Source organism: Paraburkholderia sp. RCC_158, from assembly GCF_041355255.1.
Taxonomy (GTDB): domain Bacteria; phylum Pseudomonadota; class Gammaproteobacteria; order Burkholderiales; family Burkholderiaceae; genus Paraburkholderia; species Paraburkholderia graminis.
The window spans coordinates 55,143-78,736 of record NZ_JBFUPM010000010.1 but is presented as its reverse complement, the minus strand read 5'-3'; the positions used below and the strand labels follow the sequence as shown (position 1 = coordinate 78,736).

Annotated in this window: 20 protein-coding genes; 9 read left to right on the top strand and 11 right to left on the bottom strand. The window is 63.6% G+C overall.

All coding sequences use genetic code 11. From position 1 onward, the window contains the following. The first annotated feature begins 101 nt into the window (after positions 1-101). Positions 102-1,148: a UDP-N-acetylmuramate dehydrogenase gene (gene murB, locus AB6809_RS20285; protein ID WP_029968103.1), complete on the top strand. Its 1,047-nt coding sequence runs from the start codon at positions 102-104 to the stop codon at positions 1,146-1,148. Positions 1,149-1,324: 176 nt separating this feature from the next. Here murB and AB6809_RS20280 read toward each other — a convergent pair whose 3' ends face one another. Both AB6809_RS20280 and argF read right to left on the bottom strand, forming a co-directional pair. Then, positions 1,325-2,551: an argininosuccinate synthase gene (locus tag AB6809_RS20280; RefSeq protein WP_029968101.1), complete on the bottom strand. Its 1,227-nt coding sequence runs from the start codon at positions 2,549-2,551 to the stop codon at positions 1,325-1,327. A gap of 254 nt (positions 2,552-2,805) precedes the next feature. After that, on the bottom strand, positions 2,806-3,735 hold the full coding sequence (gene argF / locus AB6809_RS20275; RefSeq protein ID WP_006050050.1) for an ornithine carbamoyltransferase: 930 nt from the start codon (positions 3,733-3,735) through the stop codon (positions 2,806-2,808). A gap of 494 nt (positions 3,736-4,229) precedes the next feature. On the opposite strand from argF, the gene AB6809_RS20270 reads away from it, so the two are divergent. Beyond that, positions 4,230-4,577: a DUF3579 domain-containing protein gene (locus AB6809_RS20270; protein WP_006050051.1), complete on the top strand. Its 348-nt coding sequence runs from the start codon at positions 4,230-4,232 to the stop codon at positions 4,575-4,577. A gap of 187 nt (positions 4,578-4,764) precedes the next feature. Here AB6809_RS20270 and rpsT read toward each other — a convergent pair whose 3' ends face one another. Next, the gene (rpsT, locus tag AB6809_RS20265; protein ID WP_006050052.1) at positions 4,765-5,043 is read right to left on the bottom strand and encodes a 30S ribosomal protein S20; all 279 of its coding nucleotides are present in this window, start codon (positions 5,041-5,043) and stop codon (positions 4,765-4,767) included. A 553-nt stretch (positions 5,044-5,596) separates the two neighbouring features. Here rpsT and murJ point away from each other — a divergent pair. Both murJ and AB6809_RS20255 read left to right on the top strand, forming a co-directional pair. Further along, a complete protein-coding gene (gene murJ, locus AB6809_RS20260; protein WP_006050053.1) occupies positions 5,597-7,147 on the top strand; it encodes a murein biosynthesis integral membrane protein MurJ in 1,551 nt (516 codons plus the stop codon). A 5-nt stretch (positions 7,148-7,152) separates the two neighbouring features. Continuing rightward, positions 7,153-7,995 (top strand): SirB1 family protein, encoded by an 843-nt coding sequence (locus AB6809_RS20255; protein ID WP_029968099.1) that lies wholly within the window; start codon positions 7,153-7,155, stop codon positions 7,993-7,995. Positions 7,996-8,120: 125 nt separating this feature from the next. Here AB6809_RS20255 and AB6809_RS20250 read toward each other — a convergent pair whose 3' ends face one another. The 5 genes from AB6809_RS20250 to lpxK all read right to left on the bottom strand — a co-directional run bounded on the left by AB6809_RS20250 (position 8,121) and on the right by lpxK (position 12,217). Further along, a complete protein-coding gene (locus AB6809_RS20250; protein WP_006050055.1) occupies positions 8,121-8,879 on the bottom strand; it encodes a 3-hydroxyacyl-CoA dehydrogenase in 759 nt (252 codons plus the stop codon). Positions 8,880-9,051: 172 nt separating this feature from the next. Next, on the bottom strand, positions 9,052-9,717 hold the full coding sequence (gene adk, locus AB6809_RS20245; RefSeq protein WP_006050057.1) for an adenylate kinase: 666 nt from the start codon (positions 9,715-9,717) through the stop codon (positions 9,052-9,054). A 208-nt stretch (positions 9,718-9,925) separates the two neighbouring features. Then, complete coding sequence (kdsB, locus tag AB6809_RS20240; RefSeq protein WP_029968097.1) at positions 9,926-10,726, bottom strand: 3-deoxy-manno-octulosonate cytidylyltransferase; 801 nt, start codon at positions 10,724-10,726, stop codon at positions 9,926-9,928. A gap of 290 nt (positions 10,727-11,016) precedes the next feature. Next, complete coding sequence (locus AB6809_RS20235) at positions 11,017-11,220, bottom strand: Trm112 family protein (RefSeq protein WP_006050060.1); 204 nt, start codon at positions 11,218-11,220, stop codon at positions 11,017-11,019. Continuing rightward, positions 11,201-12,217, bottom strand: a complete 1,017-nt coding sequence (lpxK, locus tag AB6809_RS20230; RefSeq protein WP_029968094.1) for a tetraacyldisaccharide 4'-kinase — start codon at positions 12,215-12,217, stop codon at positions 11,201-11,203. Before lpxK ends, AB6809_RS20235 begins: the two co-directional genes overlap by 20 nt. Positions 12,218-12,797: 580 nt before the next feature. Between lpxK and xseA the strand changes: the two genes are divergently transcribed. From xseA to AB6809_RS20210, 4 genes are all read left to right on the top strand, one after another. After that, the gene (gene xseA / locus AB6809_RS20225) at positions 12,798-14,177 is read left to right on the top strand and encodes an exodeoxyribonuclease VII large subunit (RefSeq protein WP_029968091.1); all 1,380 of its coding nucleotides are present in this window, start codon (positions 12,798-12,800) and stop codon (positions 14,175-14,177) included. 217 nt (positions 14,178-14,394) lie between these two features. Next, entirely contained in the window at positions 14,395-14,973 is a 579-nt protein-coding gene (gene sodB / locus AB6809_RS20220) for a superoxide dismutase [Fe] (protein WP_006050063.1), read from the top strand. Between the two features lie 318 nt (positions 14,974-15,291). Next, positions 15,292-15,867 carry a glycine zipper family protein gene (locus tag AB6809_RS20215; RefSeq protein ID WP_371027057.1) on the top strand — a complete coding sequence of 192 codons (576 nt, stop codon included), beginning with the start codon at positions 15,292-15,294 and terminating at the stop codon, positions 15,865-15,867. Positions 15,868-16,161: 294 nt separating this feature from the next. Continuing rightward, the gene (locus AB6809_RS20210; protein ID WP_029968088.1) at positions 16,162-17,925 is read left to right on the top strand and encodes a hypothetical protein; all 1,764 of its coding nucleotides are present in this window, start codon (positions 16,162-16,164) and stop codon (positions 17,923-17,925) included. Between the two features lie 82 nt (positions 17,926-18,007). On the opposite strand, the gene AB6809_RS20205 is transcribed toward AB6809_RS20210, so the two are convergent. Both AB6809_RS20205 and clpP read right to left on the bottom strand, forming a co-directional pair. Beyond that, entirely contained in the window at positions 18,008-19,603 is a 1,596-nt protein-coding gene (locus AB6809_RS20205) for an NYN domain-containing protein (RefSeq protein WP_029968086.1), read from the bottom strand. Between the two features lie 138 nt (positions 19,604-19,741). Continuing rightward, positions 19,742-20,401 (bottom strand): ATP-dependent Clp endopeptidase proteolytic subunit ClpP, encoded by a 660-nt coding sequence (gene clpP / locus AB6809_RS20200; RefSeq protein WP_029968083.1) that lies wholly within the window; start codon positions 20,399-20,401, stop codon positions 19,742-19,744. A gap of 198 nt (positions 20,402-20,599) precedes the next feature. Between clpP and AB6809_RS20195 the strand changes: the two genes are divergently transcribed. Then, the gene (locus tag AB6809_RS20195; RefSeq protein ID WP_371027056.1) at positions 20,600-21,841 is read left to right on the top strand and encodes a sigma-70 family RNA polymerase sigma factor; all 1,242 of its coding nucleotides are present in this window, start codon (positions 20,600-20,602) and stop codon (positions 21,839-21,841) included. Here the strand turns inward: AB6809_RS20195 and AB6809_RS20190 are convergent. Continuing rightward, entirely contained in the window at positions 21,797-23,071 is a 1,275-nt protein-coding gene (locus AB6809_RS20190; protein WP_035569922.1) for an EAL domain-containing protein, read from the bottom strand. The two genes, AB6809_RS20195 and AB6809_RS20190, sit on opposite strands and share 45 nt — an antisense overlap. Between the last annotated feature and the right edge of the window lie 523 nt (positions 23,072-23,594).

Below are 23,594 nucleotides of genomic sequence, written 5' to 3'. Positions count from 1 at the left end.
ACGGACCGACGTCATTTTACCGACGCAACCCTCATTTGCCCAAGGCCGCCGCGCGGGCCCGCAGCCCACGGCAGTTTGCCCGCCCCATAGTTCTCATTCCGATGTCTCAAACCGATTCCGCCGAGTTCATTGCCGGCTATCCGCTGAAGGCGCACAACACCTTTGGTTTCGACGTCCACGCGCAGTGGGCGTGCCGCATCGAGCGTGAAGCGCAGTTGCCGGCCGCGGCGCACGATCCGCGCATTGCTGGTTTGCCGCGGCTCGTGCTCGGCGGCGGCAGCAATGTCGTGCTGACGCGCGACTTCGCGGGACTGGTGCTGCTCGTGGCGCTGCGCGGACGCCGCGTCGTCGGCGAGGACGACGAAGCCGTCTATGTGGAGGCAGCCGCCGGCGAGCCGTGGCACGAGTTCGTCGGATGGACGCTGTCGCAGGGTTTGCCGGGCCTCGAAAACCTCGCATTGATTCCAGGCACGGTGGGCGCCGCGCCGATTCAGAACATCGGCGCGTACGGGCTGGAAATCTGCGAGCGCTTTGCCTGGCTGCGCGCCGTGGAACTGGCTTCCGGCGAGTCGGTCGAGTTCGATGCGCGGGCCTGCGCGTTCGGCTACCGCGACAGCTTTTTCAAGCGGGAAGGGCGCGACCGTTTCGTCATCACGTCGGTTACGTTCCGTTTGCCGAAAGCCTGGCAACCGCGCGCGAACTATGCGGATCTCGCTCGCCAGCTCGCTGCTGACGGCTACCACGCGGACGGCAAGGAGCCGGATGCGCAAGCCATCTTCGACGCGGTCGTCGCCGTGCGGCGCGCCAAACTTCCCGATCCGCTGGAACTCGGCAACGCGGGCAGCTTCTTCAAGAATCCCGTGGTGAACGCCGATCAGTTTGAAGCGCTGAAAAGCCGGGAGCCGGATGTCGTGTCCTACGCGCAGCCGGACGGGCGCGTGAAGCTCGCGGCGGGCTGGCTGATCGACCGATGCGGCTGGAAGGGCCGCTCGATCCGCGCCGCCGCCGTGCACGAGCGCCAGGCGCTGGTGCTGGTGAATCGCGGCGGCGCGAGCGGGGCGGACGTGCTGGCCCTCGCGCGTGCGATCCAGCATGACGTGCTGGAGAGATTCGGCGTCGAGTTGGAGGCGGAGCCGGTTTGCTTGTGAGCGTGCGGGCTTGTAGGGCAAAGTAACGCCGCTTTGCCGGTGTTTTACAGCGCTCATGAAGAAAGGCGCCGCGAGTTTCCTCGCGGCGCCTTTCTTTTCGTTGGATCTATCGCGCTAGCGGGAAGCCCTGTTTAACCGCAAGGTTTCCGTCCAGCCGCGCCTCGACGGCGCTCCGCTTAACCGCGCTGACGGCGCGCGTTCTCCGCGATCCGCATACGCAACGCGTTCAGCTTGATGAAGCCGCCGGCGTCGGCCTGGTTGTAGGCGCCGCCGTCGTCGTCGAAAGTGGCGATGGTCTTGTCGAACAGCGTTTCCTTCGAATCGCGAGCGATAACCGACACGCTGCCCTTGTAGAGCTTCACGCGCACCCAGCCGTTGACCTTCTCCTGCGTGTGGTCGATCAGCACCTGAATCGCGCGGCGCTCCGGGCTCCACCAGTAGCCGTTATAAATCAGCGCCGCGTAGCGAGCCATCAGGTCGTCCTTCAGGTGCGCGACTTCGCGGTCGAGCGTGATCGACTCGATGCCGCGGTGCGCCTTCAGCATGATCGTGCCGCCCGGCGTTTCATAGCAGCCGCGCGACTTCATGCCGACATAGCGGTTTTCCACCAGATCCAGACGGCCAATGCCGTGCTTGCCGCCAAGACTGTTCAGTTCAGTCAGCATTTCCGCCGCCGACAGGCGCTTGCCGTTGATCGCGACCGGATCGCCGTGCTCGTATTCGATGTCGACGTACTCGGCCTGATCCGGCGCCTGCTCCGGCGACACGGTCCAGCGCCACATGTCGGCTTCCGCCTCGGCCTTCGGGTCTTCGAGGTGACGGCCTTCGAACGAAATGTGCAGCAGGTTCGCGTCCATCGAGTACGGCGCGCCGCCTTGCTTGTGCTTCATTTCAATGGGAATGCCGGCTTTTTCCGCGTAGGCGAGCAGCTTTTCGCGCGACAGCAAATCCCATTCGCGCCACGGCGCGATCACCTTGATGCCCGGCTCGAGCGCGTAGTAGCCCAGTTCGAAGCGAACCTGGTCGTTGCCCTTGCCGGTCGCGCCGTGCGACACGGCCTGCGCGCCGGTGGCGCGGGCAATCTCGATCTGACGCTTCGCGATCAGCGGACGCGCGATCGACGTGCCCAGCAGATATTCGCCTTCGTAAATCGTGTTGGCGCGGAACATTGGGAACACGAAGTCGCGCACGAATTCTTCACGCAGGTCTTCGATAAAGATGTTGTCCTGCTTGATGCCCAGTTGCAGTGCCTTCTTGCGCGCCGGTTCCAGCTCTTCGCCCTGGCCGATGTCGGCCGTGAACGTGACGACTTCGGCGTCGTAGTTGTCCTGCAACCACTTCAGGATGACGGAGGTGTCGAGGCCGCCCGAATAGGCGAGCACGACTTTCTTGATATCGCTCATGGTGAACTCGTAGCTGGAGAAAGCGGGAAAACAAGGCGCGCCGGCGGTTCCGGAGCGCGGAAAACAACTATTTTGACACTAAAACGGCGCGCGTCCGCGTTTTTGGCTGTTGCGGCGAATATTGCGGAGCGCTGGTGAGGCTGCTGCGGGCCGAAGCGAGGTGCGCGATACGCGGTCCCGGCGTGGACGGCTTGCGTCGTACTCAAGGCCGAAGGCCGCGCCGCGCTTCGCGCAAATGCCGCGCGGCAATGCGCTCAGTGATTGAGCTTGCCGAGCAGCAGATATTCCATCAGCGCCTTCTGTACGTGCAGACGGTTTTCCGCTTCGTCCCACACGACGCTTTGCGGGCCGTCGATCACTTCCGCGCTCACTTCTTCGCCGCGATGAGCCGGCAGGCAGTGCATGAAGAGCGCGTCGGCGTGCGCGCGCGACATCATTTCCGCGTCGACGCACCAGTCGGCGAAGGCTTTCTTGCGCGCTTCGTTTTCGGCCTCGAAGCCCATGCTGGTCCACACGTCAGTCGTGACGAGATCGGCGCCCGCGCACGCTTCGTTCGGATCGTCGAATTCCTCGTAGAACGGCGCGCTTTCCGCGGCGACGAAGCCGCGGTCGAGCTTGTAGCCCGGCGGCGTGGAGAGGCGCAGCTTGAAGCCGAGAATCTGCGCGGCTTCGATCCACGTGTAGAGCATGTTGTTCGCGTCGCCGACCCACGCGACCGTCTTGCCGCGAATCGGACCGCGATGCTCGAAATACGTGAAGATGTCGGCCAGCACCTGGCACGGGTGATATTCGTTTGTCAGCCCGTTGATCACCGGCACGCGCGAATTTTCTGCAAAGCGCTGAATGATGTCCTGACCGAACGTGCGGATCATGATGATGTCGACCATGCGCGAGATGACTTGCGCAGCGTCTTCGATAGGTTCGCCGCGGCCGAGCTGCGTGTCGCGCGTGCTCATGAAAACGGCGTGCCCGCCCAACTGGAAAATGCCGGCTTCGAACGACAGGCGCGTGCGCGTCGAATTCTTTTCGAAGATCATGGCGAGCGTGCGGTCGTGCAGCGGATGGTAAGTCTCGTAGTTCTTGAACTTGCGCTTCAGAATTCGCGCGCGCTCCAGCACGTACTCGTAGTCGTCTAGCGAGAAATCCTTGAACTGCAGATAGTGGCGAATTTTCTTGGCGGTCATGAAACAAATACGGCGGTCTCACCCGGCAGGATTGCCGGACGGCGCCGCCGTCGTTTTGTGGTAACTCAATGCAGCATAAAGGATTTCGCCTCATTTGACGAGTCGGCCAAAAGGCCGGGAAAGCGCTTTGAAAGCCGCGCTGCGCTGCCGAAACAAGCTTGTGTGCAGTGCGGAAAAAGGTCCGCTGCGCTATAATCTGCGGGTTATTCAAAGGCCCAGCAGGCCCGTGCTTCGTGGTGAGGGCACAGGCGTCGCGTGGCGGCTCGAGCGGTTCGCAAGGCGCCGCCTTCGCGCGTGATGCTTCGTTAGTGCGCCGTTTCGAGCTAGGCACACCGCGTGCGTCACACCGCGCACGTCATAGCGGCCAAACCGCTTTGCACGATCCTGCGGCGGCGCTCTCTGGAGCGGTTCACTCGCCGGGCACAGCGTTTCGAAATCCGTTTTGTTGCTTGCTGTCGCCGTCATCCGCTGGGCAGTCACACAGGTATTTCTACATGGCCGAAGCAGCTCCAACCGAATACTTCATTCAGGGCATCACGTCGACGGGAAAAAGATTCCGGCCGAGCGACTGGTCGGAGCGTCTCGCAGGTGTGATGTCATCTTTCGGACCGGGTGCCAGAAAGGGCCCCAACGCCTACATGCAGTACTCGGTGTACGTCCGGCCGACCATGATCGGCGACCTCAAGTGCGTGATTCTCGATTCGCGCCTGCGCGACATCGAACCCATGGCGTTCGACTTCGTCATGAACTTCGCCAAAGACAACGACCTCGTGGTGACGGAAGCGTGCGAGCTGGAACTGGAGCATGCGCCGCCGCCGCAGACGAAGCGGCACATCATCTAGCGCCAGCGAAACCGGCTCGCAGAAAAGCAAAACCCGCCACATCGGCGGGTTTTTTCATGCTGGCGTTGCTGCGCCAATCGGCCATTCTCTTCCGCTACGCGCGCGTGGCAAACAAAAAAGCCCGCCAAAGCGGGCCTTCATGCGCAGCGGAAACAGGAGGTAGCCCGCCGGAGCGGGCCGACCGGAATTACTGGGCTGCGGGAGCCTGCAGACCCTTGATGGCTGCGGCGAGGCGGCTCTTATGGCGAGCTGCCTTGTTCTTGTGAACGATTTTCTTGTCGGCAATGATGTCGATGGTCTTCGACGATGCCTGGAAGATTTCAGCGGCCTTGGCCTTGTCGCCGGCGTCGATTGCCTTGCGCACTGCCTTGATGGCCGTGCGGAACTTCGAGCGCAGTGCCGAGTTGTGCGAGTTTGCCTTGGCGGCCTGGCGGGCGCGCTTGCGTGCTTGTGCGGAGTTAGCCATGACGGTTCCTTATCCTGTTCCTGTTTCCAGTACCTGACCTTCAAGTGGTGAGGCGCTGCTTTTAGATCCGAACTCTTGGAAGCGATTGCCCAAGAGCGCAAAAGTGTCGAAAAACGATCGAACTACGCGAAGGCGGGCCCGTGTTTGCGGCGCCATGTTCCGGCATATCTGAAGGAAGTGGCGGCCCATATTCGTTCACATTCGTGACACCTGGCGCCGACCTCGACCCTCGTCCGGAAGCCGTCCGAGAACTGAGCGAGCTTCGAAACCGGCGATTATAGCAACAAAATCAGGGACGTGGCAACGGGAATGCATGCCGCGCCGCCGGCTCGGGGGAGGCCAGACCCGCCCGCGCGAGTCGGATTGCTGCCCGGCCGCGGTTCACCGCGCCCGAGCGCGGCCCGATTGCACAAGCCCTTGCCGGCCGCCCCCGGCGCGCGCGAAAAAATGCAGCGGAATTCGCTGCCCCAACCGAACGTCTCTAGAGGAAATCGGTCCGAATCGCTTCCTGGCTCGTCGTCCGCCTTTGCGGCACCCTTATAATAAGCGCCCCATGAATCTATTCCGAGCCCTGCTGACGGTCAGCGGTTTCACGCTGTTGTCGCGCGTGACCGGACTGGCCCGCGAAACGCTGATCGCGCGCGCGTTCGGCGCCAGTCAATACACTGACGCGTTCTACGTCGCCTTCCGCATTCCCAACCTGCTGCGCCGCATTTCCGCCGAAGGCGCGTTTTCGCAGGCCTTCGTGCCGATCCTCGCCGAGTTCAAGAACCAGCAAGGACATGACGCCACCAAGGCGCTCGTCGATGCCACCTCGACGGTGCTCGCCTGGGCGCTCGCGGTGCTGTCGCTCGTCGGCGTGCTGGGCGCGTCGGGCGTCGTGTTCGTAGTCGCGTCGGGCCTCGCTCACGAAGGCCAGGCCTACGCGCTCGCGGTCACGATGACGCGCATCATGTTCCCGTACATCATCTTCATTTCGCTGACGTCGCTCGCGTCCGGCGTGCTGAACACGTACAAGAACTTCTCACTGCCCGCGTTCGCGCCGGTTTTGCTGAACGTGTCGTTCATTGTCGCCGCGGTGTTTTTCGCGCCGCGCATGCACACGCCGGTCTATGCGCTTGCCTGGGCAGTGATCGCGGGCGGGTTGTTGCAGTTCGTCGTGCAACTGCCGGGCCTCAAGAAGATCGACATGGTGCCGCGCATCGGCCTGAATCCGCTGCGCGCGCTCGCGCATCGCGGCGTGAAGCGCGTGCTGTGGAAGATGGTGCCGGCCATGTTCGCCGTCTCCGTCGCGCAAATCAGCCTCATCATCAATACGAATATCGCGTCGCGCATCGGGCCGGGCGCCGTCTCGTGGATCAATTACGCGGACCGGCTGATGGAATTTCCGACCGCGCTGCTCGGCGTCGCGCTCGGCACGATCCTGCTGCCGAGTCTATCGAAGGCGCACGTCGATGCCGATCCTCACGAATATTCGTCGCTGCTCGACTGGGGTTTGCGCGTCACGTTTCTGCTCGCTGCGCCGAGCGCGGTTGCGCTGTTCTTTTTTGCTGAGCCGTTGACGGCCACGCTGTTTCACTACGGCAAGTTCGACGGCAACGCGGTCGTGATGGTGGCGCGCGCGCTGGCCGCTTACGGTGTCGGCCTGATCGGTCTGATTCTGATCAAGATCCTCGCGCCCGGCTTCTACGCGAAGCAGGACATCAAGACGCCGGTGAAGATCGGCATCGGCGTGCTGATTCTTACGCAGTTGAGCAACTACGTGTTCGTGCCGATCTTCGCGCATGCGGGGCTCACGCTGAGCGTCGGGCTCGGTGCTTGCGGCAACGCGCTGTTGCTGTTCCTCGGATTGCGCAAGCGCGGCATCTATACGCCGTCGAGCGGCTGGCTCAAGTTCTTCGCGCAGTTGTTCGGCGCGTGTCTGGTCCTCGCGGGCACCATGCGTTGGCTGTCCATCAGCTTCGACTGGATCGGCATGCATGACCGGCCCATCGACCGCATGGCGCTGCTCGCTGCCTGCCTCGTGCTGTTCGCGGCGCTATATTTCGGTATGCTTTGGCTGATGGGCTTCAAGTACGCGTATTTCAAAAGGCGAGTGAAGTGATGACGATCACGCGGGTTCTCGACTATTTCAGCACGCTCGTCGCCGAAGACGAGAGCTTGCCGCTGACAGAGGCGGCGCTCTCGCTCGCGCAGGACGCTTACCCGGACCTCGATCTGCAAGGCACGCTGGCCGAGATCGACGAACTGGTGGTGCGCCTGCAGCGCCGCATGCCGGATGACGCGGACATCCGCCAGAAGGTCGGCATTCTGAACCGGTTCTTCTTCCGCGAGTTGGGTTTTGCCAGCAATCTGAACGACTATTACGACCCCGACAACAGCCATCTGAACGCGGTGCTCAAGCGTCGCCGCGGCATTCCGATTTCGCTCGCGGTGCTGTACCTGGAGATGGCCGAGCAGATCGGCATTCCGGCGCGCGGCGTATCGTTTCCCGGTCATTTCCTGTTGCGTGTCACGACACCCGACGGCGACGTGATGCTCGATCCGACGAGCGGGCATTCGCTGTCGGAATCGGAAATGGTCGACATGCTGGAGCCGTATGTGGCGTCGGCCGGCGAGTCGGTGAGCCGGGCGCTGCGCATGCTGCTGCAGCCGGCCACGCGGCGCGAGATCATCGCGCGTATGTTGCGCAATCTGAAGTCCACGTATTTGCAGACCGAGCGCTGGCAGCGCCTGCTTGCCGTGCAGCAGCGTCTCGTGATCCTGTTGCCCGACAGTATCGACGAGATTCGCGACCGCGGTTTTGCGTATGCGCGTCTGGACTATTTGCGCCCGGCGCTCGAAGACCTCGAGCGTTATCTCGGCGAGTGCCCCGATGCGGAAGACGCAACCGTTGTGGAATCGCAGTTGCAGGAATTGCGTCAGCGCACGCAGCATAACGATCGCGACTAGCGAGCAGCAAAGCCGTCAACGGTCGTTAGGCCGCGCGCTAAAAACAGAACGCCTGCACGGGATTCGCGTGCAGGCGTTTTTCGTTATTGCGGCGGCAAATCGCAACGGCAATTCGCGGCGCGTCGTTACTTCGGCTGCATGCGAATCGCGCCGTCGAGACGAATCACTTCGCCGTTAAGCATCGGATTGTCGAGAATCTGCTTCGCGAGCATCGCGTATTCGATCGGTTTGCCGAGGCGCGGCGGGAACGGCACCATCGCGCCGAGCGCGTCCTGCACTTCCTGCGGCATGCCGAGCAGCATCGGCGTTTCGAAGATGCCGGGCGCGATCGTCATCACGCGGATCGCGTTGCGCGACAGGTCGCGTGCGATAGGCAGCGTCATGCCGACCACGCCGCCTTTGGACGCCGCGTAGGCCGCCTGTCCGATCTGGCCGTCGTAGGCCGCGACCGACGCCGTGTTGATGATCACGCCGCGTTCGCCGTTCGCATTCGGCTCGTTCTTCGACATCGCAGTGGCCGCGAGGCGAATCATGTTGAACGTGCCGATCAGATTGATCGAGATGGTGCGCGCGAACGCGTCGAGCGGATGCGGGCCGTCCTTGCCGACGGTCTTCGCGGCGGGCGCGACGCCCGCGCAATTGATGAGGCCGCGCAGCGTGCCGAGTTTCGTCGCGGCTTCGACGGCTCGCGTCGCATCGTCCTCGCGGCTCACGTCGCATTTGACGAAAACGCCGCCGAGTTCCTTGGCGAGCGCCTCGCCGGCGTCCTGATTCAGGTCGGCGAGCACCACCTTGCCGCCGTTCTCCGCGAGAAGGCGCGCGGTCGCGGCGCCAAGCCCCGATGCGCCGCCGGTGATCAGGAATGCGTTGTCACGAATCTCCATCTCTGCTCCTTTCCTTGATACGGTAAGTAACGTCCAGATCGAATATCTTTTCGATCATGGATGATCCCACATCGCCATCGCCGAGGAGCAAATTAAAACGGCCGTGCTGAAGGCATAAAAAAACCCGCCGGAAAGAGGCGGGTTTTTTGCCAACGCAAGCTGCGGCGTTGAATTACTTCAGCGCGTCGAACACGCGGTCGCGGATTTCCTCGACCGTGCCGAGGCCGGAGATGCGGCGGTATTGCGGCGCCTTCAGCGATGTGGTCGCGTCGCCGTTCTTCGCCCAGCCGTTGTAGTAGTCGATCAACGGCTTGGTCTGCGCTTCGTATACCTGTAAGCGCTTCTTGACGGTTTCTTCCTTGTCGTCCTCGCGCTGGATCAGCGGCTCGCCCGTCACGTCGTCGAGACCTTCCACCTTCGGCGGATTGAACTTGACGTGATATGTGCGGCCCGACGCGGCGTGCGAGCGGCGGCCGCTCATGCGCACGATGATCTCGTCGAACGGCACATCGATTTCCAGCACGTAGTCGATCGCGACGCCGGCCTGCTTCATCGCCTCAGCTTGCGGAATGGTGCGCGGAAAGCCGTCGAACAGATAGCCGTTTGCGCAGTCCGGCTGTTGCAGACGCTCTTTCACTAGGTTGATGATCAGCTCGTCTGTGACGAGTTCGCCTGCGTCCATGAAGCGCTTCGCCTCGAGGCCGAGCGGCGTGCCTGCCTTGACGGCTGCACGCAACATGTCACCGGTGGAAATTTGCGGGATGCCGAATTTTTCCTTGATGAAGTTTGCCTGAGTGCCCTTACCCGCGCCGGGCGCACCCAAAAGAATCAAACGCATGTGTATCTCCAGATCTATGTGAATTCTTGGTGGCGCTGCGGTCGTCCCACGAGGGGCAAGGGACCCGCGTCGGCTGCCGCTTCGCGTTTCGCGCTGCACGTCGACGACGGCGCTGCTGAAACACGTACGGCGCGACCGGGCAAACCCTGGCTCTCGCTAATCACGGGAGGCGCGCACAAGCGTCCGATTATGCCACGGGTTTTTGCGCTCAAGACCCGAATAAAGCCCGCACGCGCGCGAGGTCCGCGGGCGTGTCCACACCCGGCAACGGCACTTCGGGCGTGACCAGGACGGCGATGCGTTCGCCGTGCCACATCGCGCGCAATTGCTCGAGCGCTTCGACCTGTTCGATCGGCGAGATCGCGAGATCGGGATAGCTGCGCAGGAATTTCGCGCGATACGCATACAGCCCGATATGCCGATGAACCACGGCGGGCGACGGCGGCACCGGCATCGACGCAACGTTGGGCCAGTGCGGCTGGTAGGCGTCGCGTGCCCAGGGAATCGGCGCGCGCGAGAAGTAGAGCGCGACGCCGCGCGCGTCGAGCACGACCTTGACGACGTTGGGATTGAAAATCTCCGCGGCATCGGCGATAGGATGCGCCGCGGTGGCGATCGCGCAATCGCTGCGTGCCGCGAGATGCGACGCGACGCCACGCACGAGAGACGGATCGATCAGCGGTTCATCGCCTTGCACATTGACCACGATCGTCTCGTCGCTCCAGCCGAATTGCGACGCGACTTCGGCAAGACGGTCCGTGCCCGACGGATGATCGGCGCGCGTCAGCACGGCTTCGAAACCATGCTCGCGGGCGGCGTCGAGTACCGACTGAGCGTCCGATGCGATCAACACCTGCTCGGCGCCCGATTCGCGTGCGCGCTCGGCGACCCGCACGACCATCGGCTTGCCGCCGATATCGGCGAGCGGCTTGTTGGGCAGACGGGTCGACGCGAGGCGTGCCGGCACGACGGCAATGAACGGGGGCGTGGCGGAGTCGGTGTGGGTCATCGGAGAGATGAGGAAGTGGGGGAAGAGGAGAGGGATGTGGTGTGGGGTGCGTCAGGGGGGTGGGAGCGGGAGCGGGCTAACGAGGGCTGACAATTTTGACGAATCAACGAGGGCCAACAAGCCACGCGATGAGCTGCGAGCCGAGGAGCCAGCCAAGTCCCGAGCCGCAAGCCAACCGGCACACTAATCTTGCACCAATCGCCGCTTCGTAAACATGGCCAACCACCCGCCGCTAACAGGCCTGAACTGGCTCCGCGCGAAATCCTCGCGCCGCGCCAGCCCGACACGCCTCAGGCCACCGACCCCGGATTCAGATCCACAGGCGTGCCTTCGACAGTCTGCCGCGCTTCGTCGACCAGCATGACAGGGATGCCGTCGCGGATCGGATAGGCGAGCTTGTCCGCGTTGCAGATCAGCTCCTGCGCGGAACGGTCGTAGCTGAGCGGGCCCTTGCAGATCGGGCAAACGAGAATTTCAAGCAGGCGAGCGTCCACGGACTTTCTCCACAACTAATGCAATGAGGCGATGATCGAGCGCGGCTTCGACGGGAACAACCCAGATGCGCGCGTCGCGCCAGGACCCCAATTTTACCGCATCCTTTTCCGTTATCAGGATGGCGTCGGCGTCGGCGCCGGTAAAAGGATTGCGCTCGAAAGCGTAGTGATCGGGCAGCGCGCGTGTCTCGGGCGCGAGGCCGGCGGCGCGCAGCGTGGCGAAAAAACGCTCGGGCGCGCCGATGCCGGCGGCCGCCAGCACGCGCTCGCCGCGGAACTGCGCGAGCGGGCGGCGCAACGCCGGGTTATCGAGATGCCACGCGTCGGCCGGTGCAAGCTGAAGCGCGAACGTGTTCGGCCACGGAGGCAGCGTCTTCGCGTAAGGGTCGTTGATCAGCGTGGCGTCGCGCCGACGCGAGAGCGGCTCGCGCAACGGACCCGCCGGCAGCAGAAAGCCGTTGCCGCCGAGCCGGTGATCGAACACGACCAGCTCGGCGTCGCGCGCGAGCCGGTAGTGCTGAAGGCCGTCGTCGCTGACGATTACGTCGACGTCGCGATGCGCCGCGCACAACGCCTCCGCCGCCGCCACGCGATCGGGGCACACCCAGACGGGCGCGCCGGTGCGCCGCGAGATCAACAGCGGTTCGTCGCCGCCGACACTGGCCGCCGAGGCGGGCGTAACCGGCGTCGGCGTCTTGACCCGCGCGCCGTAGCCGCGCGACACGACGCCAGGGTTGAAGCCGGCGCCGCGCAACGCTTCGACGAGCGCGATCACGGTCGGCGTCTTGCCGGTTCCGCCGACGGTCACATTGCCGACCACCACGACGGGCACGCCCACGCGCACCGGCTTAATCCAGCCGAGCGAGAATGCCGCGCGGCGCAGCGCGGCGACAGCGCCGAACACGCATGCGAGCGGCGTCAGCGACCACGCAAGCGGTCCGCGGTGCTGCCACTCGCGCGCCACGCGCGCTTCAAAACGATCGAAGATTCCGCTCATCGGCAGGCCGGGCGGACGAGCGGCTCGCCGCTCGCGGGACGGCGCGAGCGCGGCGGCGTGAAGGCGCCAGGGGCAATACGCGGGACAGGCATCAGCGCGATTCTCCGGACGGTCGAAAAACTTAAAAAACAGAAAGGGAAGCATAGGCAGCGCGTGTCAGCAGCGCCCTTCGTCACGCGCACGTTGCGGCGCTTGCGTGCGTGACTTTCCCTTACTGTCGAACCCGCCACTCTAGCGCGCACGCGTCCCCGGCCGCAAGTCGCGGTGGCTGCGTCCTATGCCTGCCGCGTCGCGTGTTGCGCCTCTTGCAGCCTGTGGATAACTTTGTGGAGAACCTGCCCGCCGCAGCGCCTCAAGGGCCGTTGCAAGCGCCTTGCGTCGGCGATCACCTGCGGAGGTCATCAGTAAATTTCATATAAATCAACGGGATGCTTCGGTTTCCCGTAGTTTGCCGGGCGCGTGGCGGAATTCGCCTTGACGGTCCCGGCATGTGGACACTTTTAACAATTTGCGCGTCGCGCTGGACGCGATTAGCCACTCGGTCTATCGTCTGTCCGGCCAGTCACCACCATCCCTTCGCATGAATTCCGACAGTTCCCTTACCTCGTCGACGATGCCCGGCGGCGAAGTCGTCGTCCCAGTTTCCGCTCTGAATCGCGCGATCGGCAGCATGCTCGAGCGCTCGTTTCCGCTGGTGTGGGTTGCCGGCGAAGTCTCCAATTTCACGCGCGCCGCGAGCGGTCACTGGTACTTTTCGATCAAGGACGCGCAGGCGCAAATGCGCTGCGTGATGTTCCGCGGCCGCGCGCAATACGCCGAGTTCACGCCGAAGGAAGGCGACCGCATCGAAGTGCGGGCGCTCGTCACGATGTACGAGCCGCGCGGCGAACTGCAACTGAACGTCGAGGCAGTGCGGCGCACCGGCCAGGGACGTCTTTACGAAGCGTTTTTGCGGCTCAAGGCACAGCTCGAAGCCGAGGGCCTTTTTGCCGCCGAACGCAAGCGCGCGCTGCCGTCGCATCCGCGCGCAATTGGCATCGTCACGTCGTTGCAGGCCGCGGCGCTGCGCGACGTGCTGACGACGCTGTCGCGTCGCGCGCCGCATATTCCCGTGATCGTCTATCCGGCGCCGGTGCAAGGCGTGGGCGCAAGCGCGAAGCTCGCGGCAATGGTCGATGCGGTCAGCGCGCGGCGCGAGGTCGACGTGTTGATCGTGTGCCGTGGCGGCGGCTCGATTGAAGACCTGTGGGCCTTCAACGAAGAAGTGCTTGCGCGCGCGATTGCGGAGAGCGCGGTTCCGGTCGTGAGCGGCGTCGGTCACGAAACCGATTTCACGATCGCCGATTTCGCCGCCGATGTCCGCGCGCCCACGCCCACAGGCGCCGCCGAACTGGTGAGCCCGCAGCGCGTGCTGTTGCTGCGCGAGCTCGACCATCGCCATGCGACGCTTGCACGCGGATTCGGCCGGATGATGGAGCGGCGCGCCCAGCAACTCGACTGGCTCGCGCGCCGGCTCGTGTCGCCCGCCGAGCGTCTCGCGCGGCAGCGCACGCATTTGCAGCAACTGAGCGCGCGGCTCGCGTCGGCAGGGGCAAGGCCCGTGCGCGATGCCCGAGCGCGTTTTTCGCTGCTGCAGATGCGTTGGCAGCGCTGGCGTCCGGATCTCGCTGCGCATCAGGCGCGGCTTGGCAATCTCACGCAACGGCTCGACGCCGCATTGCTGCGTCAGCATGAACGTCAGGCCGCGCGCATCGCCACGCTGTCGGCGCGGCTCGAAGTGCTGAGTCCGCAGCGCACGCTCGAGCGCGGCTATGCCGCGGTACTCGATGCACAGACCGGCCGCGCGGTGCGCGCGCCGTCGTCGTTGAAACCGGGACGCCGCCTGACGATGCATCTCGCCGAGGGCACCGCCGACGTCGCTCTCGCCGATGTGCAGCCGCGTCTTGCCGACGGTTTCTGACATCGCGCTGACACGCTGCGCGTGCGTAGTTTTGACTGCGCGAGCTCGCGTTTGTAGAGCAAACGGAAGCACTAATTACGCGGTTTTGCGGGCGATTCGCCGATGCCGGACATAAAGTCCGTTCGTTTGCGGGGTTATTCCAAGTCGCCTACAATCGAGTGCTCTAAAGCGTTATCCGCAGACTCCCCACAACAGATACAGACTGAAGGAAAGCACCATGGAACATACGCTCCCGCCGCTGCCGTTCGCGAAAAACGCACTCGCTCCGCACATGTCGGAAGAGACGCTCGAGTTTCACTACGGCAAGCACCACCAGACCTATGTGACCAACCTGAACAATCTGATCAAGGGCACGGAGTTCGAGAATCTGTCGCTCGAAGAAATCGTGAAGAAGTCGTCGGGCGGCGTGTTCAATAACGCAGCTCAAGTGTGGAACCACACTTTCTTCTGGAACAGCCTGTCGCCGCAAGGTGGCGGTGCACCGACCGGCGCGCTGGCCGACGCGATCAACGCCAAGTGGGGCTCGTTCGACAAGTTCAAGGAAGAGTTCGCGAAGACCGCAATCGGCACGTTCGGCTCGGGCTGGGCATGGCTCGTGAAGAAGGCAGACGGTTCGCTCGACCTCGTGTCGACGAGCAACGCTGCGACGCCGCTGACCACGGACGCCAAAGCGCTGATCACGATCGACGTGTGGGAACACGCGTATTACATCGACTATCGCAACGCACGTCCGAAGTTTGTCGAAGCTTACTGGAACATCGTCAACTGGGAATTCGCGTCGAAGAACTTCGCGTGATTTTTCGGTGTGTTGCGGCGTTGAATCGATTTTGAGCCGGCTCTGAATCGGTTCACAACGGCCGCTATGCAAGAAAGAAAGAAAAGCCCTCCCTGTGAGGGCTTTTCTGCTTTTTGCGCGCGTCGCCGCGCGAGCATCGTTCATGGGCTTGCACAATCTTTGTCACCGTTCGTAACCGCGCGATAACGCACATCGCGTGGCTCAGGCTTGCGGCGCGGCTTCGCGCACGGGCATAAAACATACGGTAACGATGCGGTAAACATCGCGAGCGTGGATTCGCATAACGTGTGATTTCCAATCCACGCTATTCGCGCCATCATGATTTCACGTCTAACACCGTTGCGCGTCGCGCTGCCTCTCGGGGCCGTCGCGCTCGCGCTATTGGGCGGCTGCGCCGTCGTGCCGCCGAGCGGCCCGTCGGTGGTGGCCATGCCGCGCAGGGGCGAGCCGCTCAGCCAGTTTCAACAGGACGACTACACGTGTCGCGACTATGCGTTCCATTCGTCCGATGCGGCCGGCGCTTCGCAAGGCGCGACCACCAGCAGCGTCAACAGCGCGGCGGTGGGAACGTTGGGCGGCGCGGCCGTCGGCGCGCTGCTTGGCGCGGCGGCGGGCAATGCCGGAGCGGGTGCTGCGATCGGAGCGGGCAGCGGTTTGCTGATCGGCGGCGCGGCTGGCGCAAACGGCGCGCAGTACTCGGCGAACAGCTTGCAGGCGCGCTACGACGCAGCCTACGCGCAGTGCATGACGTCGAAGGGCAACACGATCTCGCAGCCGCAAGTGCCGGTCTACGCGCCGCAGCCTGTGTATGCGCCGCAACCGGTTTATGTTGCGCCGCGGCCGCGCTATTACGGACCGCCGCCCGTGATTTACGCGCCTTATCCGTACTACTGATGCTTTGATTACGATGCTTTGATGCCTGGCACGCGATCGCGCGTGCGGTCGCGCCTTGCTTTCGCGTTGCGCCGCCAGCCGCGTGTTTGCCTGGCGGAGAGTGGCGAGACCCTGGCGGCATGAAACTCCGCAAACGGCGTACGGTTAATTGGCCGCGGACGTTGAATGTGATCATCCATCAGCCATCGGAAGATGTGCTTGGGGCGCCCGTTCGCGGCACGCGACGTGTTCGCATCACGCGCAGCCTTCGTCTTGCGGAACTGAGCGTCGCATCGTTTGAGAGACGAGGCGGACATGCGCATCTCGCGAGGTGGCGGCGACCGGCTATCGGCCGGGCCGTGGGTTCGTGTGTGCACAGTGGCGGCGCTGCTCACTGTTGCGTGGGGGGTTGCTTCATGTGGCGGCGGCTCGGGCGGATCGCCGGGAGCGGCGTCTACATCGTCGGGCGGGGGGGCGAGCGGTGGTGGCTCGGGTGCGGGCAGCAGCGGCTCAGGGTCAGGCTCCGGCGCCGGCGCGGGGAGCGGCGCGGGCGGGGCTGCACCCGCCGGACCCGTATTCGCCACCGACGTGCTGATGCACCACAACGACCTTGCGCGCACCGGCCAGATGCTTGCCGAAACCACGCTGACGCCCGCCAACGTCAACGCATCGAGCTTCGGCAAAGTCGCGTTCCTTGCGGCGGACGGCAAGGTGGATGCCCAGCCGCTCTTTGCGACAGCGTTGTCGATTGGCGGCGCGCCGCACGACGTAGTCTACGTCGCGACCGAACACAACAGTGTCTATGCGTACGACGCGACCAGCTACGCGCAGTTGTGGCACGCGACGCTAAACGGCAGCGGCGAAACGCCCAGCGACGACCGCGGATGCCCGGACATCACGCCCGAGATTGGCGTGACGTCGACGCCGGTGATCGACCGCTCGCGCGGCCCCAACGGCGCGCTATATGCGGTCTCGATGACGAAAGACAGCGGCGGCGCCTACCATCACCGCCTGCATGCGCTCGACCTTGCGACGGGCGCCGAACTGTTGGGCGGTCCCACCGAGATTGCGGCGACTTATCCGGGCGGCGGCGCGGGGAGCGTCAACGGCGTCATTACGTTCAACGCGTCGTTGCACACGGAGCGGGCGGCATTGACGCTCGTTGGCGGCAACATCTATATGGGCTGGACGGCGCACTGCATGTCCGGCGCTTACACCGGCTGGCTCATGGCGTACAACGCCGGCACACTCAAGCAGACCAGCGCGCTCAACATCACGCCGAACGGCAGCCAGGGCTCGATCTGGATGGCCGGCTCCGGCATGGCTTCCGACGGCTCGTCCATCTATGTCGTCGACGGCAACGGCACGTTCGGCACGACGCTCAATGCACAGGGCTTCCCCGTCGACGGCAACTTCGGCAACTCGCTGATGAAACTGTCGGCTGGCCAACTGCAAGTCACCGACTATTTCGCGATGTCCAACGTAGTCGAAGAGGCCAATACGGACAACGACTTCGGTTCTGGAGGCGTGATGTTGCTGCCGGACCAGACGACCGCGGCCGGCGTGGTCAAGCATCTTGCTGTGGCGGCCGGCAAAGACAACCACATTTATGTGGTCGACCGCGATTCAATGGGCAAATTCAGCCCAGCGGCCAATAACATCTGGCAAGAACTCATCGGCACGCTTGCTGGCGGCATCTGGGGTTCGCCGGCGTATTACAAGGGCGTCGTGTACTACGGAGGGCTAAACGACAACCTCAAAGCCCTGCCGATCGCCGGCGCGTTCCTCGCAACGACGGCTTCATCCCGAAGCCCGACGACCTTTGCCTATCCGGGCGCAACGCCGGCGATATCCGCCAATGGCGCGAGCAACGGCATTGTCTGGGCGGCGGAGAACGGCTCGACCGGCGCCCTGCATGCCTACGACGCGAGCAATCTTGCCAACGAGCTGTACAACAGCAACCAGGCGGGCACGCGCGATCAATGGGGCGCGGGCAACAAGTTCATCACGCCGATGATCGCGCGCGGCAAGGTTTATGTCGGCGCGACCAACGGTGTTGCGGTGTTCGGCTTGCGGTGACACTTGGCTTCGGCCGCTGCCGGGTGCGGAGCAAGGCGCGGACTATTCGGTGTGGTTCGGCGCCATTCGGTGTCGTTCGGTGTCACTCGGTGTCGTTGCCTCCCGTTGTCTTGCGCGGACGGCGGTTGCGCGACGACGCGGTTTTACGCGCGGCTTTCCTGGCGGGCGCGGGTGTTTCCTCTGCGGTCGGTGAAGGTTCGGTTGCTGGCGATGCGGTGTCTGCAGTGTGCGCCGTGTTCGCCGTGTTCGTGTTGCTTGCCGTGTCGTCCGATCGTGCTGCGGTCTTCCGCGTTTTCTTCGCGGCCGTTTTACGCGGCTCGCGTTGCTTGCGACGCTTGGGCTGCGTTTCGTCGGTCTGGTGCAAGTCGGCATTTTCGGCCGCGCCCGCCTGATCAGAAACATGGCTCGGTTCGTTCGTGAGCGCTTGCGGCAGCTCGGACGTCGCGCGCTTGTTTTCCGTTTCAGGGGCATACATCGCATCGCCTTCAGCCTGGCTCAGGTTGGCTCCGCTTTCTTCGCGTCTGGTGCGTCGGGTGTTGGCGGCTTGCGGCGTCCTTCGCGGCGCCGTTTGGTGGCCGGCTTCCTCTGCGCTTGCCAGTGCCGTCTCGTGCGTGGCTTCGCGGGCGGCTTGCTGGCTTGCGCCTCGCTTCCGATCTCCACGACCCCGGCGACGAGACTCGTGTTTGGCGCCTGTTTCCGCTTGCGCCGCGCCAACCGTCTGCGACTCGTCAAGTTGTTCCGCTACCTCTGCGGTGTCGACAGTTTCGCTTCCACGCGCCGCTGCATGCTCGCCCGCCGGTTCGCCCGCGCTTTCTCCGGCACCTTCCCCCGCAGCGCCCGAAACCGTGCTCCGATATACGTAAGCCCCTGATTTTTCGTCGCGGCCGAATTCCAGCAGCCCGCGCGCGTGCGCCTCTTCGAGCAGATTGCCGAACGCGCGAAAGCCGTAATAGGTTTCGTTGAAATCGGGCTTGCGCCGCTTGATCGCGTTCTTCAATACGGACGCCCAGATTTTCCCGCTGTCGCCCCGCTCGGATGCAAGCGCGTCGAACGTTTGCACCGCAATCTCCACCGCCTTGGTACGGCGCTTTTCGAGATCTTCCTTGTTGCGGCTTTTCTCTTCGTCCTGCGATACCTTGGCTGTCGGCTGAGCACTCTTCTGCTGGCGCAAGGACTCCCGTTTGGCGACGGTGCGCTGGCTTTCGCGCACCAGATCGTCGTAAAAAAAGAACTCGTCGCAGTTCGCGATCAGCAGATCAGACGTGGACTGCTGGACGCCCACACCGATCACCTGCTTCGCGTTCTCGCGCAGTTTCGACACGAGCGGTGAAAAGTCCGAGTCGCCGCTGATGATCACAAACGTATTGACGTGCGACTTCGTGTAGCAGAGGTCGAGCGCGTCCACGACGAGCCGGATGTCCGCCGAATTCTTGCCCGATTGACGCACGTGCGGAATCTCGATCAGCTCGAAATTGGCTTCGTGCATCGCACCTTTGAAGCTCTTGTAGCGATCCCAGTCGCAATACGCCTTTTTCACGACAATGCTGCCCTTGAGCAGCAGACGTTCGAGCACCAGCTTGATATCGAACTTGTCGTACTTCGCGTCCCGCACGCCCAGCGCGACGTTTTCGAAGTCGCAGAATAGCGCCATGCTGACGGTTTCGTTGGATGACGCCATGTAAATCTCCATTGAAGCGCTCGTCGGAGTCGACGAATCGCGACCATGATAGCGATTCCAGCCAACGTGATCAGCTTTTGTCGGGCAGACCAGTGCAAGCGCGGGCAGTTGAGCCCGGCACAGTTCAGCCGCGCTGCGCTATACGTCATGGTGTCTGTCCGACGCCACCGAAGACGAGTTCAGCGCCGCCCGCGTTTCCAGCACTTCGTCCACGAGGCCATAGGTCTTTGCCGCGGACGCGGACATGAAATTGTCCCGGTCTGTGTCGCGCGCGATTTCCTCGATGCTGCGCCCCGTGCGTTCGGCCATCATTGCATTGAGACGTTCGCGCAGATAGAGCACTTCCTTAGCCTGAATGTCAATGTCCGCCGCCGTGCCCTGGCTGCCGCCCGAAGGCTGGTGAATCATGATGCGCGCGTTGGGCAACGCGTACCGCTTGCCGCGTTGGCCCGCGCACAGCAGGAATGTGCCCATGCTCGCAGCAAAACCTGTGCATAAAGTGGATACCTCCGGCTTGATGAACTGCATGGTGTCGTAAATTGCGAGCCCGTCGTACACCGAGCCGCCGGGCGAATTGATATAAAACGAAATGTCCTTGTCCGGGTTCTCCGACTCCAGAAACAGTAATTGCGCCACAATGAGACTGGCCGATTGCTCGTTCACGGGTCCGACCAGAAACACGATGCGCTCGCGCAGCAGACGCGAGTAGATGTCGTACGCGCGCTCGCCGCGGCCGGACTGCTCGATCACGGTTGGCACGAGGCCAAGGCCGGTAACAGGTGGATAGCTCGATTGCATATTTGCCTCGTCAAAAGTGGGCTGCTGTCCCTATGACGACCCGGCCGTCGGCGGCGTGACATAAATTTTTTTTCGCGCGCCTGTCACGCGGCGGCTCGCCCAATCGTCAAACTGCAATGGATGTCTTTGCGGCGCGCGGTCGAGGAATCTGGCAGGCGGCGCACGCGCTTTTACCACGCACGATCTGGAGGTCTACGCATGAAAGAACACGAAATCGACAAGGCATCCAGCTTCGGGGCGGTGCGGGCCCGCCTGCTCGCGTTGGCGTACCGCATGCTCGGCAGCCGTGCGGAGGCGGAAGACATCGTGCAAGACGTCTGGCTGAAGTGGCATCTCGCTGATACGCATGAGGTGCAGACGCCGGCCGCGTGGCTCACCACGCTCACCACGCGCACGGCGATCGACCGTCTGAGAAATGTGCAGCGCGAGCGCGAGTCTCAGGCGACCGGCTGGCTGCCTGAGCCGTGGCTCGACGAATTCGCGCCATCGGCTGAAGAACTTGCGCTGCGTGCGGCGGAAATGTCCTACGGCGTGATGCTGTTGCTCGAGCGTCTCAAACCCGACGAGCGCGCCGCGTTTGTGCTGCATGAAGCGTTCGATTGCGACTACGCGGAGATCGGCAGGATTCTTGAACGTAGCGCGACCAGTTGCCGGCAGATCGTGCATCGGGCGAGGGCGCGCCTGCAGCGCGCGGGCGCACCGTTGCATCGGGCCGATCCGGAGAGTCACGCGCGGATTGTCGAGCGCTTGCGCAACGCACTTGAGGCGCAGGACAGGACTAGCCTGCTCGAGCTGTTTAGCGATGCGCCGCATGTCGTCAGCGACGAGCCGGTGTGCGGCCCGCCGCTGAATGTGCCGGGCGACTCACCGGCCGTTGTGCGTGCCGCTGCCTCGACAAATTGCTATGCACACGCCGATGCACGCGCGCTTGGTGTGCCGCCGAAAGCGTTCGCCCAGGCACGCACCGGCGCGTCAGACCGCGCATTGGGTGACTGGATGGAGAAGGTGACGTCGCTTGCGCGTCAGGCGAGCCACGTGGAACTGGTATCGGTGGAGGGGGCGTTGTCTATCGCGCTGCTTATCGAAGGCGACGTCGTTGCGTTGATCGACATCGCCACCGAGGGCTCAGGCAGCGGCGCGGCGAGCGGCATGAAAAACGGGACGACCGGCGGCTTCGACACTGGCTTCGAGAGCGGCCTTACAACCGGGCTCACCACCGGCGAGGCGCACGGTCATAGGCGGACCCACGGTCCGGCCAACGGCGCTGGAAGAATCGTTTGGTTGCACGCAGTGACGAGCGCATCGCGATTGCAGGCCGCCAATCGCGTGCTGGGCCGCACGGCGGTCACCGAGTTGCTGGCGCGCATTCAGCAGCGCTCGGTGGACTCGGCCGACTCAATTGCGATGAGCCGCGACTTCCCAGTTGATGTCTACGCATAGCACTTGCGTGCCGCCGGGCGTATGCGCGGCGATCGAAGCGGTCACGCACAAATGCGCTTCATTGATCGACAGATAAGGAGGAGTGAGATGCACGCGCCCAGGCGTACGCATCGCCTGAATGAAGTAAGGCCGGCGCTCCCAGCTTGCACCTTCGGAATGCAATAGCGGACGGAAGCGTTTCGCGCGTTGCGACGCGCGGCCAGGAGGCAGCACGTTGTCGCCGATTTGCCGTCCGGAGCCATCCAGAATGAAGCAGCGTGCTGTCTCGCCGAGCTTGAGCAGCGCGGCCGTCGCGTCAGCGGCTGGCTGCCCGGCAACCAGCTGTACGGCTGCGGTTTCGAGCGCGCTGACGTACGGCGCGAGCCGCGTCGCCTGCGCGCGTTCACGCGCGGCAACACGCTCGCGCAGCGCGGCGGAGAGCGAGTCCATCAAGCCGGCAGCGGCTTGCGGCTTGACCGGTTCGACGCTCGGCCCAGCGAAGAATGCGCCCTGGACGAAATCGACGTTGCATTCGAGTGCGATCAGCGCATCGCGCTCTGTGGTCAGGCCGCCCATCAGGACCAATTGGCCGGATTCGTGCAGCAGGGAGACGAGGCCGGGCAGCACGCGTTCAATGTGCGAGTGCTCGCTTGCCTGCGCAAGAATGCAGCGGTCGAGCGTGACGATATCGGGCCGCAGATTCCACACGCGGTCGATGTTCGAGTGCTTGGCGCCGAAGCCATCGAGCGCGATGAGGAAGCCCGACTTGCGCAACGCGTCGACGATCTCGGCGAAACGCGTCGTTTCTCCGCCCGCTTGCTCGGAGACCTCGAGCACTACGCGCTGCGGCGGCAAGCCCAACGCCTTGAGCCCGGCGAGCAGCGCGTCGCCGTAGCTCGTGTCCATCAGCGCGGCCGGATGGAGACTCAGAAAGAGCCATTCGTCATGACTGTCGAATGCATTGAAGTTGCCAAGGTGGAGCGACTCGGCCAGCCGGCCGAGTTCCAGCAAGTCGCCGCGGCGCGCAGCCTGGGTGAACACCTCGTGCGAGGGGACTTGCCGCGCATGCTCGTCGTGCGCGCGCAGCGAAGCGTGATAGCCGATCGCGCGCCGGTGCGACACGGAGAAAACCGGCTGAAATACGCTGAAAACGGTGTAGCCGCCGTAGAGAACGGTGCGCCGGGAGCCTTCGTCGCCGGCCATCGGGCGGGGGGGCTGAAAACCGGGAGGATCGAGTTCGATCATGCTCATCATGTCAGTCGTGTGGGTGGCGGCCGGATTAGGGGCTCAATGCGGAAGCTGCACGCGCAATGCGTAAGTTTACAGGATAGGCGAGCAAGATCTATGCGCATACGAAAGGCTGGCGGGGTGCGCAGTTGGCGCGCGAGCTGCCGAGTGTCGGTCAACGACGCGGGCACCGGCATGATGTATCGCACTTCGCTGGTGCGGGCTGCGCCCCGTTGCGGGTCGAAGTTGGTGGTGCTCATGTTGGGCCTGAATGTGAGCAAGCGACCATCTGCGGCGTGGCATCGGTTGAGCCGCCGCTCGGACGGTGCGGCGCTATGACGGCTTCGCGTAGGCGGCTAGCCCTCAGCCCTGAGACCTCACACATCAACCTTCAACCTTCAACCTTCAACCTTCAACCTTCAACCTTTAACCTTCAACCTTTAACCTTTAACCTTTAACCTTTAACCACGAACCACGAACCACGAACCACGAACCACGAACCACGAACCACGAACCACGAACCACGAACCACGAACCACGAACCACG